This window comes from Bradyrhizobium sp. USDA 4538, from assembly GCF_024171045.1.
Classification (GTDB): domain Bacteria; phylum Pseudomonadota; class Alphaproteobacteria; order Rhizobiales; family Xanthobacteraceae; genus Bradyrhizobium; species Bradyrhizobium australafricanum.
This window is the reverse complement of the sequence record NZ_JALJZE010000001.1, coordinates 7,978,347-7,990,817: the sequence shown is the minus strand read 5'-3', so window position 1 is coordinate 7,990,817 and position 12,471 is coordinate 7,978,347. Positions and strand designations below refer to the sequence as shown.

The following is a 12,471-nucleotide window of genomic DNA, read 5'->3' as shown; positions in this document are numbered from 1 at the left end:
CTTCGACGGGCGCAGAAGCCCGGTGACGGCATGCGCCCACGGAAACCCCAAAACGCGGCGAATGAGGGCTGACATCGGCCATCGCCATGGCTATATCAAGCCCGCCCGGCACGTCCGGGCTTTTGGCGTTGGATGGATTTTGGGACATGACGGGATCGACACGATCGAGCAGCGGGCTCGATGACCGCCGCAAGCGGCTTTTGTTTCGCTGCTGGCACCGCGGCACCCGGGAGATGGACCTGATCCTCGGCCGCTTCGCCGACGCGACCATTGGCGAGCTGTCCGATCACGAGCTCAGCGAGCTCGAGCATTTGATCGAGGTCCCGGATCCCGACCTCTATGCGGCGCTGACCGGCGACAAGGTGCTGCCGTCCGAATATGCCACCGCGCTGTTTGCCCGCATCAAGGCGTTCCGGGTCGCGGATCCCAGCGCATGAAACAGCCGATGAAATCACCGGCCGCGATGCTCGCGCCCGGCCGGGTGCTGACCATCGCCAACGTCGCCGAGGGCGCCGAAGGGCTCGTCATCTCCGACCTGGCGCGCGCGATCGCGGCGCAGCCGAAGCGGCCGGCGGTCAGCCTTGCCGTGGTGTGCCGTGACGGCACGCGGATGCAGCAGCTCGCCCGCGCGCTGGAGTTCTTTGCGCCCGATATCGCCGTGATGCAGGTTCCGGCCTGGGACTGCCAGCCCTACGACCGCGTCTCGCCGCATGCCGGCATTTTGGCGCAACGGCTCACCGCTTTGGCCAAGTTGTCGCGGCTGGTCGGCAGCGACAAGCCGCTGATCGTGCTGACCACGGTGAATGCGGCCGTGCAGCGGGTCCCGGAGCGCGATCAGGTTGCAGCGCAAGCGCTGTCGGTTGCGCCAGGCAATGTGGTGCCGATGGATTCGGTCGTGGCCTGGCTCGAGCACAATGGCTACACCCGCTCGTCAACGGTGCGCGAGCCCGGCGAATATGCCGTGCGCGGCGGCATCCTCGATCTGTTTCCGGCCGGCCTCGACCAGCCGGTGCGCTTCGACTTCTTCGGCGACAGCCTGGAATCGATCCGCACTTTCGATGCCGAGACCCAGCGCACGCTGCTCGACATGCGCGGGCTCGATCTCGTGCCGGTGTCGGAATTCCAGCTCACCACCGAAACCATCCGGCGTTTCCGCATGGGCTATGTCGCCGCGTTCGGCGCGCCGGGGCGCGACGATCAGCTCTATGAAGCCGTCTCCGAAGGACGACGTCACCCCGGCATGGAGCACTGGCTGCCGCTGTTCCAGGAGCGGATGGACACGCTGTTCGATTATCTCGACGGCGCGACGGTTGCGATCGAGCCGCAGGGCGAGGACGCGGCGCGCGAACGCTTCTCGCAGATCGTTGACTACTATGACGCGCGGCGCGAGGCGCTTGAGCATCCCGGCAGCGGCGCGGTCTACAAGCCCCTGCCGCCGGACCAGCTCTATCTGACCGAGGCCGAATGGACCAAGCTGCTCGGCGATGCGCCGCTGGCGCGGCTGACGCCGTTCGCGGTGCCCGAAGGCACGCCCGACGTGTTCGACGCTGGCGCGCGGCAGGGCCGCAACTTCGCCCCCGAACGCGCCGACAGCAACGTCAACGTGTTCGAGGCCGTGGTCGGCCATGTCGGCGCGCTGCAGTCACAGCGCAAGAAGGTGGTGATCGCGCTGTGGAGCGAGGGCTCGCGCGACCGCATGGGCGCGATGCTGCGCGACCACAAGCTCTTGAACACGACCAGCGTCAACACCTGGCGGATCGTGCAGGCGACGCCGCGCAACGAGACCATGCTGGCCGTGCTCGGCATGGAATCCGGCTTCGAGACCGACGAGTTCGCCGTCATCAGCGAGCAGGACATTCTCGGCGACCGCCTGGTGCGGCCGCGCAAGGCGAGCCGCAAGCTCGACAATTTCATCTCGGAGGTGACGAGCCTTGCAACCGGCGATCTCGTGGTCCATGTCGAGCACGGCATCGGCCGCTTCGTCGGGCTGCAGACACTGGAAGTCTCCGGCGCGCCGCATGACTGTCTCGAGCTGCATTATGCCGCCGAAACAAAGCTGTTCCTGCCGGTCGAGAACATCGAGCTGCTGTCGCGCTATGGCTCCGACAGCGCCAATGTCGAGCTCGACCGTCTCGGCGGCGGCGGCTGGCAGGCACGCAAGGCCAAGCTGAAGAACCGGATCCGCGAGATCGCGGGCGAATTGATCAAGATCGCGGCCGAGCGGCAGCTGCACGAGGCGCCGAAATTCCCGCTGCAGCCGCATGTCTATGACGAGTTCTGTGCGCGCTTCCCCTATGAGGAGACCGAGGATCAGCTCGGGGCCATCACCTCGACCTTGAAGGACCTCGAGATCGGCCGCCCGATGGACCGGCTGATCTGCGGCGACGTCGGCTTCGGCAAGACCGAGGTGGCGCTGCGCGCGGCGTTCGCCGTGGCGCTGGAGGGCAGGCAGGTCGCGGTGGTGGTGCCGACCACGCTGCTGGCGCGTCAGCACTCGCGGACTTTCACCGAGCGCTTCCGCGGCTTCCCGGTCAATGTCGCGCAGGCCTCGCGGCTGGTGTCGACCAAGGAGCTCAACCAGGTCAAGAAGGGGCTCACCGACGGCAACGTCGACGTCGTCGTCGGCACCCATGCGCTGCTCGGCAAGACCATCAAGTTCAAGGACCTCGGCCTGTTGATCGTCGACGAGGAGCAGCATTTCGGCGTCAGCCACAAGGAGCGGCTGAAGCAGCTGCGCGCCCAGGTCCATGTGCTGACGCTGTCGGCAACCCCGATCCCGCGCACCCTTCAGCTTGCATTGACGGGCGTCCGCGAGCTCTCGATCATTGCCTCGCCGCCGGTCGATCGCCTCGCGGTGCGCACCTTCGTCGCGCCGCATGATCCCCTGATGATCCGCGAGGCACTGCTGCGCGAACGCTACCGTGGCGGCCAGGCGTTCTACGTCGTGCCGCGGATCGAGGACCTCGCCGGCGTCAAGGATTTCCTCGACAAGAACGTGCCGGAGATGAAGGTCGCGGTCGCCCACGGCCAGATGCCGCCGACCGTGATCGAGGACATCATGTCCGCGTTCTACGACGGCAAGTACGACATCCTGCTCTCGACCACGATCGTCGAGTCCGGTCTCGACATCCCGAACGCCAACACGCTGATCGTGCACCGCGCCGACATGTTCGGCCTCGCCCAGCTCTACCAGCTGCGCGGCCGCGTCGGCCGCTCCAAGCTGCGCGCCTATGCGCTGTTCACGCTGCCGGCACAGCAGAAGATCACGGCGCAGGCGGAGCGACGGCTCAAGGTGCTGCAATCGCTGGAGACGCTGGGGGCCGGCTTCCAGCTCGCCTCGCACGACCTCGACATCCGCGGCGCCGGCAATCTGCTCGGCGAAGAGCAATCCGGCCACATCAAGGAAGTCGGCTTCGAGCTGTACCAGTCGATGCTGGAGGAGGCGATCGTCAACCTCAAGGCCGGCGTCGCCGAGCCGGCTGCCGACCGCTGGTCGCCGCAGATCACGATCGGCATGCCGGTCCTGATCCCCGAGGACTATGTCAACGACCTCAGCGTGCGGCTGTCGCTGTATCGCCGGCTCGCCGATCTCGACACCGACGAGGACATCGACGCCTTCGCCGCCGAGATGCGCGACCGCTTCGGCGTGCTGCCGGACGAGGTGCGCTATCTGTTCAAGGTCGCGGCGATCAAGGCCTATTGCCGAAGGGCCAATGTCGGGAAGGTCGATGCCGGCCCGAAGGGTGCCGTGATCGCATTCCGCGACAACAGCTTTGCGCATCCGGAGCGGCTGGTGAGCTTCATCCGACAGCACGGCCAGGCCGCCAAGGTGCGGCCCGATATGAAGGTGGTGTTCTTCCAGGAGTGGGATACGCCCGAAGAGCGGCTCGCCGGCACCACCGAGATACTGCGCCAGCTCGCCAATCTCGCCGAGAGCAAGAAGGCGGCTTGACACGCGGTTCGACGCAAGCCCCCGCTCAGGATCGGATCAAATAGGGCGCAACGTGGTCGTCGAGCAGTTTCAGGAACTGCTCGGCGAGAACGCTGAGTTCGCCGATCGTCGGCTTGAGGACCCCGACCTCGTAGTGGATCGCCGGCGCGAAGGGGCGGACGACGAGCTTGCTCGCACCGCTGGTTCGCCTGAGCGTTTCGGACGCGCTGAGCGCGTCGACGAGGCAGACGCCCGCTCCATCGATGACGAGGTTGAGCGCGACGGCAAAGAATTCACACTCGATCGCCGGATGAAACGGCGTACCGCTGGCTTCGAAGGCGCGCGATACCGCGGCATAGGTCGATCGGCTCTGCGAGGTGATGATCAGATCATGTCGCTCGAGAAGATCGGGAGTGACGACTTTCCGGTCAGCCAGTGCATGCGTTGCAGGCATCACGCAGTCCAGGGACATTCGGTAGCGCCGCAACACGACATTGGTGCGGTCGAACGGCGGCTCGGCGACTCCGAAGTCGAATGCACGCGCCGAGACCAGGCTCCTGACATTCTCGGAGCTTCGGGTCAGGAGCCTGATCGTTGTTGACGGGCGCTCGCGCTGGAAGCGGCTGACGACGCCCGGAAGCCAGACTATCCCAGGTCCCGGACTCGCGATCGTCAGAACGCCGCGCTTGCCTGCAGAGATTCCGGCAGCGGCGTCCTCCAGTTCGGCAAACCCGGCGAGCGCCCGGATCGCTTCATTGTGCAGCAGATGCGCCTCCGGCGTAGGCACGATATGGCGGCTCTCCCGGCGAAACAGCGCAAACCCGACATCTGCCTCCAGCCGTTTCAAGGCCGCACTCACAGCCGGCTGCGATACCCCGAGTGCACGCGCGGCCTCGGTTGCCGATCGATGCTGCATAACAGCATGAAAAATCTCAACAAGCCGCCGATCCATAATCAATATCTATATATCGTTTCGATGTCGCTCGTGGTATGAGCATGAAGGGAAATGCCAATAATACAAGGAATTTTCGCACATCACGCCGGCGAAATTCCAGATAATGTTACCGCAATCTGAGCGTGACGAGCATTGGCATTATATTTGCTTATGTTTCGAGATGAAGTCGTCTGGAGGGTCTGCGGGGATGAACACAAGCCACGCATCGTGCGCCGCGTCGGTCCTGGCCGCCGAAGCGGTGGTCAAACGCTTCGGCGCCCACACCGTTCTGAACGGCGTGGATCTTGCGCTGGGCACCGGGCAGTCGACCTGCATCATCGGTCCAAGCGGCTCCGGCAAGACGACCCTTCTGCGATGCATGGCGCTGCTGGAGGCTCCTTCCGACGGGCGCGTCGTGATGGAGGGGGCGACGGTCTCGCAGGCCCGGCCATCGTCGGGTGTGCGGCTCGCTGCCCGCAAGGTGCGGCCGGAAATCGGAATGGTGTTCCAGCAGTTCAATCTGTGGCCGCACATGACGGTGCTGGGAAATATCATCGAGGCCCCGATGCGGGTGCGCGGGGTCAGCCGGGATGAGGCGGTCGTCACGGCCGAACGGCTGCTTCAGAAGGTCGGCATGGAGGCGAAGCGCGATGCCTATCCGGCCAGGCTGTCCGGAGGCCAGCAACAACGCGTCGCGATCGCCCGGGCGCTTGCCATGCAGCCGAAGATACTCCTGTTCGACGAGCCGACGTCGGCGCTCGACCCCGAACTTCGCCGCGAGGTGCTGCAGGTCATGCGCACGCTCGCGCTCGAAGGCATGACGATGCTCGTGGTGACGCACGAGATGGGCTTCGCCCGCCGCGTGGCGAGCCATGTCGTGTTCATGGACGAGGGGATGATCGTTGAGCACGGCACGCCGGCCGCCTTTTTCGAACGGCCGACAACCGAGCGCGCCAAGCGCTTTCTCAATCAGTTTGACGAGTGATCAATGCACGACAGGAGATTGAAGCTCATGCCGAATCTGCGCCGACTTGCCTTCGTTTGCGCGCTCTTTCTCTCGATGACGCCGGCGGCTGCCCAGCAGACGCAGTCGCGCCTCTACGAGATCACCAAGAGCGGGGTACTCAGGGTCTGCATCTGGCCGATGTACTATTCGATTTCGTTCCGCAACCCAGATAGCGGACAGCTCGAGGGGATCGACATCGATCTCTCCAAGGAGCTCGCAAGGGACATGGGCGTGAAGCTGGACTATGTTGAGACCAGCTTTGGCAGTTTCATCGCCGACCTGCAGGCCAACAAATGCGATCTCGGCATGTTCGGCGTCGGGGCGACGATGAAGCGTGCGCAGGCCGTCGCGTTCTCGGACCCGTATCTGACGAGCGGCGTCTATGCCGTCGTGCGCAAGGGCGGCCCGATCACATCCTGGGCGGATATCGACAAGCCGGGCGTCAACGCCGGCGTCTCGCTCGGCAGCTATGTCGAGAACTTCATGCGGTCCTACTTCAAGAACGCCAAGACCGTCGCGGTCGCACCTCCCGCCACGACCCAGGCTGAGCTGATGGCGCAACGCGTCGACGTCGTCATGACCGATTATCCGGCCTCGATCAAAATGAATGCCCAGTTCGACTGGACTACGACGGTGGCGCCGCCGGAAAACCTGTCCGTGACGCCTTACGCTTACGTCATGAACCAGGGTGACCAGATCTGGCTGAACTACGTGAACCTGTTCGTTCGCACCATCAAGCTCGACGGCCGGCTCAAGGCCGCCGCCGAGAAGAACAAGCTCGGACCGATCGTCGCGCCCTGAGACCTCAGATGCAAAGCTACAGCTTTCGCTGGGACGTCATCCCGAACAATCTGGGCTTTCTTGCCTCCGGCATGGAAATGACCCTTTTCATTTCAATTGTCACGCTCGTGGTGGCGACCCTGTTGGGGCTCGTCATCGCGATCATGCAGATGTCCCGCTTCCGCATCGCGCGCATCATCGCGCTTTCGGTCGGCGAAATCGTCCGCAATACGCCGATCCTCGTGCAGCTGCTATGGGTCTATTACGTGCTGCCGATCGTCTTCAATGTGAGGATCGATGCGCTGGCCGCATCGATCCTCGGTCTCTCGCTCTATTCGGCGGTGTTCATCTCCGAGGTCTTCAGGGCGGGCATCCAGACCGTTCCGGTCGGGCACCGCGAGGCGGCACAGGTGCTCGGCCTGACGCCCGCGCAGAGCTTTGTGCGGATCGTTGGCCCGCAGGCGATTCGCAGCGTGCTGCCGCCGCTGGCCGCCAATTTCGTCCAGCTCATCAAATATTCCTCGCTTGCGTCCGTGGTGTCGGTCGGCGAGGTCACGCGGCGCGGCATGGAGTTGTCGTCGTCAACGTTCAGGCCGCTGGAAATATTCACCTTCATCGCGGTGGTGTATTTCGCGATCTGCTGGCCGCTCACCCACTCAATCCGCATATGGGAAGCGCGCCTTGCACGACGTTGATCGAGTTCGCCGCGCGGTTTCGAGCGATCGGACCGGCCAGGTCGTCGAGCTGGCGATGCGGCTGATCGGAGTGCCGTCGCCAAATCCGGACGGCGACACGCGCGCCGTGGCGGCGCTGGCGGCCGATCTGCTCAGGGCGCATGTGCCGGGCGTTGCCGTTGAGCTGCATCCGGGGACAGCCGAGATCGTCAACGTCGTCGCGCGGATCAAGGGCCATGCCCCCGGCCGCCGCATCGTGTTCAACGGCCATCTCGACACCTATCCGTTGGGCGAGCGGATGAGCTGGTCGGTCAATCCCGACGGAGAGGTCGTGGGCGGCCGCCTTTACGGCCGCGGCGCGGCCGACATGAAGGGCGGCATTGCGGCATCGATGGCCGCGATGGTCGCGCTGGCCGAGCAGCGCGAGGCATGGGCGGGAGAGGTGGTGCTGACGCTCGCCGGCGACGAAGAAAGCATGGGTCCGTACGGGACCAAATACCTGCTCGACCAGGTCTCCCATGCCAGCGGCGACGCCGTGATCATTGGCGACGCCGGTTCGCCGATGGTGCTGCGCTTCGGCGAGAAGGGATTCCTCTGGATCGAGATCGAGGCGGAGGGCAGCGCGGCGCACGGCGCGCATGTCCATCTCGGCATCAATGCGATCGATCGCTTGCGCGAAGCGCTGGACAGAGTGAGTGAGCTGCGCAGCCTGGCAGTTGCGATGCCGGTCAATGTCACCGATGCCATCCGCCGCGCAAGGCCCGTCTCCGAACCGTTGTGCGGCGCCGGCGAAGCCGACGTCCTGTCGAACGTCACGGTCAACATCGGAACGGTGAGTAGCGGTTCGTCACCGAACCTGGTGCCGAGCCATGCGCGAGCGGCCATCGACCTGCGTCTGCCGGTCGGCGTCACGTCGGAAGCTGTTCTCGCGCTGTTGCGAGAGGTGCTCGATCTGCCCGGCATCACATGGCGCGTGTTGCGCTGCTTCGAACCCAATCACACCGACCCCGGTGACGAGATCGTCACGCGCTGCGCAACTGCGGCGACGGACATCATCGGCAGGGCGCCGGCGATCAACATGCGCGTCGGCGGCTCCGATGCGCGCTGGTTTCGCATGGCCGGAATCCCGACGGTCGTCTATGGACCGACACCTCACAACATGGGCGCGCCGGACGAGTACGCTGACATCGCCGAACTGGCGACGGTGTCGCGCGTGCACGCGCTGACCGCCTTCGACATGCTGACAAGAGAGAACAGAGAATGAGCGACGTGGCGGGTTTCGTGGGTCCGGAAACATTTATGGGATTGCCGGCGGGGTTACCGCGGCCGGGCAGCCGCGCTGCCGTGCTCGGCGTGCCGTTCGATTGCGGCACGCATCCGTTCCGCGTCGGCGCCCGGCAAGGTCCCCTGGAGGTCCGGCGGGAGTCGCGGCTCATTCGCCGCTATCATCCGTCGCTCGCCGACGTCGATGTGCTGTCATTGCTGGGGGCGGTCGATGCCGGCGATGTTGCCTTGGTGCCGGGACGCATCGAAGACGCCTTTGTCAAGATCGAGGCTGCCGCTGGCCAGATTCTCGAGCTTGGCGCGGTGCCGGTCGGGATCGGCGGCGACGGTTCGGTTTCGCTTCCGCTGATGCGCGCCGCCGCCCGGTATCACAAGGATCTCGTCGCATTGCATATCGACAGCCATACCGATGCATATCCGTATACGCCGGACGATCGGTACAATGCGGCCACGCAGTTCACCAACGCGGCGCAGGAGGGCGTGGTGAACGCCGGCCGATCCTGGCACATCGGCGTGCGCGGATTCACCTATTGCCCGGGTGTGCTCGAACATACGCGGTCGCTCGGATTTCGCGTCGTCACGATCGAGGAGCTGATGCGGCGCGGTTTCGCGCAGACCGTCGCGGAATTCAGCCAGGTCGTCGGCGCGCGGCCGGTCTATCTGTGCTGGGACATGGATGTGTTCGATCCATCGGTTGCGCCCGGCGTCTGCACGCCCGCCTGGGGAGGCCTGTCAGCCCGCGAGGGGATCGAATTGCTGCGCAGCCTTTCAGGCTTGAATATCGTCGCGATGGATTTCAACACGGTCAGCCCGCCACAGGACGTTCAGGGGATGGCCGCCCAGCTCTGCGCCCATATGATCATGGAGGCTCTCGTGCTGCTTGCCGCGGGCATGGGGCTGTTGCCGGACTGAAATCGCGGCGGCTTGATAGGTCACCCTGACTGTGCCCTAAAAATCCGCGGGCCTTACGACGCAGCGCGCTCCGGCGTTCCGAACAGGCGGCCGAGCAGCGACAGTGCGGAATCGCCCGGCATCAGCGTTGCGACGCTGACGGCGGGCTCGGAGCGGGCATCGCGGCGGCCGTTCTGGGTGTGGCGCATCACACTCGCCAGACGCCGCGTGATCGCTTGTGCGTTGCGCAGGTCGGTGCCGGCGAATGCCACGACCAGCGAGCGGTCGTCATGCACCGCGCCGAAATCGGCCCGGCGCATCAGCCGGCTGATGATCCGTGCGCCGTCGAACTGCGCGCGCGGCTGCGTGTTGTCGAAGGTGAAGCGTGCCACCGAGAGCGCGCCGCCGCGCTCGGCGGTCTGGTAGACCGCGGTCGCGAAGTCGCGCTCGAACGCGGCCTTGGTGAGCAGGCCGGTGCGGGCATCGATCAGGCCCTTGGCGTCGATCGCCTTCAGCATGCGGCCGAGCCGCGCCTCGAAGGCGTGCTGGCGGATCATCGGCAGCGCCATGTCGGCGATGCGGGTCGGCCCGGCCGTGACGATCTCGAGATTGGGCAGCTCGTATCGCGGCGTAAGCTCGCCCGAGGCGACGATCACGGGCAACGGGCGGAAGCGGACGTCCTCGGTCAGCACGGTCAGGAACGCATCCATCACTCGCGGCGTGAAGCCTTCCGCCAGCACGATGCCGTCGATGTCGCGGCTACTGAGATGCTTGGCGGCGGCCTCGATGCTGAGCGCGCCGACCACGCCGGCGCGTTCGCCGAGCGCGACCGACAGCGTCGGGTAGGCGCCGCCGCGACCGATCAACAGCGCGGTGGCCTCTCCGATCGGATCGATGTCAGACAGGGCGATCGGTGCCGGCGGCACCAGGCGGCGCATCACGGTAGAATGCAGCGCGCGAACGCGTAAGGACGCGTTGAGCCGGGCGACCAGCCGATCCGGCAGACCCTTGCTCTGGAAGAATGCGATCACGGTGTCGGGCAGGGTGGTCGCGGGATCGACCGCGATCAGCGGCAGATACGGCGCACGGGCGGCGGCGCGCTTGGCGAGGCCCGACAGGGTGACGAAGTCGACCCCCTCGGCGGCCGCGATGATCGCGGCCGGCTTGACCTGCTCGATGGCCCGTCCGACCTCGTTCCAGTCGGTGACCACGACCGGGAACAGTTTCGTCTCATCGAGGGCCGCGGCAAACGACGGCTTTGTCGACGCCGATACGATGAGGACCGGACCTTGTTGGGACATTCGAACGCTCGAAACCAATGCTTAAGATCAGCAACGGCTGCGATGCTAGTTCGCATGGCTTAATGCGGCGTCAACACAATGATAAGACTAACACAATGATAAGATTTTAACTCAACCCGGCGCCGCCACGGTCGCGAAATGCCTCGACCATCAAGGGGTTAAGACCAAGTTCTGTGAGGGCGTCGCGGGCGCGCGCATTGTCCTGTGCCCGTCCGGCCAGCCGGTGGCCGCTGAGACGGTCCGGCAATGCGGTGAGCAGCGCGCCCTGGCCGAGGCGGCGCGACCACTCCTGCAGCTCCTGGGCGAGGAAGCGGTAGCCGCCGACCGTCATCACCCCCGACGGCGGCGCGGTGATGTTGACGGCCCCGGTCGCGCGATCGACCCGCGCGGCATATTCGGTGTCGACGAAATCGCGCGGCGGCGGCGCGATCAGGCTGTCGCCGGGCGGAGGCGGCGGCGCATAGGCGGCGACCGGCACCATCGGGCCGCGCAGGCCGAGCGTGCCCTTCGGCGTCAGCAGGATCTCGCCGGCGACCGATGCGCCGGGCGCTTCGCGCGGCGCACTGTGCGGCCCCGGCTTGATCACGGCCGGCGATCCGTCCTCGGCGGTGCGGCGGGCGCCGAACAGCCCGGCCTCGCCGAACAGATAGACGTCGGTCATGGTCACCCGCCGCGAGCTCCAGTGCGCGCTGGAGGCAACTTGCTCGGGCGTACGCCAGAGGCCGATCACGGTGCGCAGGCTGGGCAGGCGCTCCGACAGGCCGCGCTCGTCGAGCCGCAGCGCGAGCTGCGCCGGCGCGATCAGCGTATTGCAGGTGTGATCGTTGAACTGGGTCTCGAACGCGTCCTCGTCGAAGGGGTGGTGCAACACCAGCGTTCCGCCCGACAGGAGCCAGGTCACCAGCGACGCGCAGATGCCGGCGAACGACATCGGCGCGAACGCCGACATGATGGTGGCGCCTGGCGGCAGATCGCTCTCCAGCGACATCGCGAGCCCGCCGGCGATCAGGCCGAAATGCGCGCGCGGCACCGGACGAAGACCTTCGCTGGTGACGTCGAAGGAGATCAGCGCCGGCTTGCGGCCGTCCTGGATCATCGGGCGCGAGGCCCGGGAGTCCTCCAGGATCGCCTGGTCGAGCGAGGCCATGCCTTCGGGCAGATCGCTCCCGAAGCCGCAGACATGGCGGATCGAGAACGCTTCCGCCGCGGCGTTCATGGCGATGTCGGCATAGGAGACGCCGTCGATCCGGCCGCAGCTGACGATCGCTCGCGCCGCGGTGCGGTTGAGCACAGACGTCAGCTCGGCCTGCCGCCACAGCAGCGGCAGCGGCACCACCACGAGGCCGACCCGATGCGCGGCAAGGACGGTCAGAGCGAATTCGACCGTGCCGGGCAGCTGCACGGCGATCACCGTGTTGGCCGGCAATCCGCTCTGCACGAAGTGGGCGGCGATCGCCGAGATCGCGCGGTCGGCCTGGGCATAGGTCAGGCGCTTGCGGGTCTGTCCGGTGATGCGCTGCTTGTTGAGCGGGTCGACCAGCGCCAGCGCCTCGGGTTGCCGCGACAAAGTGCGCTTGAACAGGGTATCGAGCGTTGGCGAGGTGATCGACTGGTTCACGGGTTCAACGTCGGTTGCATCGCTTCGCTCGGACCAGGTCATGCCGCGTCGG

Annotated in this window: 10 protein-coding genes; 7 read left to right on the top strand and 3 right to left on the bottom strand. The window is 65.9% G+C overall.

Features of this window, described 5'->3' with window-relative positions; translation table 11 throughout:
• Positions 1 to 146: 146 nt before the first annotated feature.
• Positions 147 to 437, top strand: coding sequence for a succinate dehydrogenase assembly factor 2 (locus tag J2R78_RS36775; RefSeq protein ID WP_076828908.1), 291 nt, complete (start codon positions 147 to 149; stop codon positions 435 to 437).
• Positions 434 to 3,952: a transcription-repair coupling factor gene (gene mfd, locus J2R78_RS36770; RefSeq protein WP_253608654.1), complete on the top strand. Its 3,519-nt coding sequence runs from the start codon at positions 434 to 436 to the stop codon at positions 3,950 to 3,952. Before J2R78_RS36775 ends, mfd begins: the two co-directional genes overlap by 4 nt.
• 25 nt (positions 3,953 to 3,977) lie before the next feature.
• On the opposite strand, the gene J2R78_RS36765 is transcribed toward mfd, so the two are convergent.
• Positions 3,978 to 4,883 carry a LysR family transcriptional regulator gene (locus tag J2R78_RS36765; protein ID WP_076828905.1) on the bottom strand — a complete coding sequence of 302 codons (906 nt, stop codon included), beginning with the start codon at positions 4,881 to 4,883 and terminating at the stop codon, positions 3,978 to 3,980.
• A gap of 190 nt (positions 4,884 to 5,073) precedes the next feature.
• Here J2R78_RS36765 and J2R78_RS36760 point away from each other — a divergent pair, with 190 nt between their 5' ends.
• Genes J2R78_RS36760 through J2R78_RS36740 form a run of 5 tightly spaced genes read left to right on the top strand, consistent with a single transcriptional unit; the run spans position 5,074 to position 9,521 of the window.
• Positions 5,074 to 5,850 carry an amino acid ABC transporter ATP-binding protein gene (locus J2R78_RS36760; RefSeq protein WP_253608653.1) on the top strand — a complete coding sequence of 259 codons (777 nt, stop codon included), beginning with the start codon at positions 5,074 to 5,076 and terminating at the stop codon, positions 5,848 to 5,850.
• Positions 5,851 to 5,877: 27 nt separating this feature from the next.
• Positions 5,878 to 6,672, top strand: a complete 795-nt coding sequence (locus tag J2R78_RS36755) for an ABC transporter substrate-binding protein (RefSeq protein ID WP_253608652.1) — start codon at positions 5,878 to 5,880, stop codon at positions 6,670 to 6,672.
• Positions 6,673 to 6,680: 8 nt separating this feature from the next.
• Positions 6,681 to 7,346: an amino acid ABC transporter permease gene (locus J2R78_RS36750; RefSeq protein ID WP_092084788.1), complete on the top strand. Its 666-nt coding sequence runs from the start codon at positions 6,681 to 6,683 to the stop codon at positions 7,344 to 7,346.
• Positions 7,333 to 8,589: a M20/M25/M40 family metallo-hydrolase gene (locus J2R78_RS36745; protein WP_253608651.1), complete on the top strand. Its 1,257-nt coding sequence runs from the start codon at positions 7,333 to 7,335 to the stop codon at positions 8,587 to 8,589. Before J2R78_RS36750 ends, J2R78_RS36745 begins: the two co-directional genes overlap by 14 nt.
• The gene (locus tag J2R78_RS36740; RefSeq protein ID WP_197971312.1) at positions 8,586 to 9,521 is read left to right on the top strand and encodes an arginase family protein; all 936 of its coding nucleotides are present in this window, start codon (positions 8,586 to 8,588) and stop codon (positions 9,519 to 9,521) included. Before J2R78_RS36745 ends, J2R78_RS36740 begins: the two co-directional genes overlap by 4 nt.
• 53 nt (positions 9,522 to 9,574) lie before the next feature.
• Here J2R78_RS36740 and J2R78_RS36735 read toward each other — a convergent pair whose 3' ends face one another.
• Entirely contained in the window at positions 9,575 to 10,801 is a 1,227-nt protein-coding gene (locus J2R78_RS36735) for a GGDEF domain-containing protein (RefSeq protein WP_253608650.1), read from the bottom strand.
• A gap of 106 nt (positions 10,802 to 10,907) precedes the next feature.
• A complete protein-coding gene (locus J2R78_RS36730; RefSeq protein ID WP_253608649.1) occupies positions 10,908 to 12,461 on the bottom strand; it encodes a class I adenylate-forming enzyme family protein in 1,554 nt (517 codons plus the stop codon).
• Positions 12,462 to 12,471 lie beyond the last annotated feature (10 nt).

Coding starts and splice junctions, on each gene's coding strand:
- J2R78_RS36760 (WP_253608653.1), top strand. CDS start 5,074: ATGAACACAAGCCACGCATCGTGCGCCGCGTCGGTCCTGGCCGCCGAA.
- J2R78_RS36730 (WP_253608649.1), bottom strand. CDS start 12,461: ATGACCTGGTCCGAGCGAAGCGATGCAACCGACGTTGAACCCGTGAAC.
- J2R78_RS36750 (WP_092084788.1), top strand. CDS start 6,681: ATGCAAAGCTACAGCTTTCGCTGGGACGTCATCCCGAACAATCTGGGC.
- J2R78_RS36735 (WP_253608650.1), bottom strand. CDS start 10,801: ATGTCCCAACAAGGTCCGGTCCTCATCGTATCGGCGTCGACAAAGCCG.
- mfd (WP_253608654.1), top strand. CDS start 434: ATGAAACAGCCGATGAAATCACCGGCCGCGATGCTCGCGCCCGGCCGG.
- J2R78_RS36755 (WP_253608652.1), top strand. CDS start 5,878: ATGCCGAATCTGCGCCGACTTGCCTTCGTTTGCGCGCTCTTTCTCTCG.
- J2R78_RS36775 (WP_076828908.1), top strand. CDS start 147: ATGACGGGATCGACACGATCGAGCAGCGGGCTCGATGACCGCCGCAAG.
- J2R78_RS36740 (WP_197971312.1), top strand. CDS start 8,586: ATGAGCGACGTGGCGGGTTTCGTGGGTCCGGAAACATTTATGGGATTG.
- J2R78_RS36765 (WP_076828905.1), bottom strand. CDS start 4,883: ATGGATCGGCGGCTTGTTGAGATTTTTCATGCTGTTATGCAGCATCGA.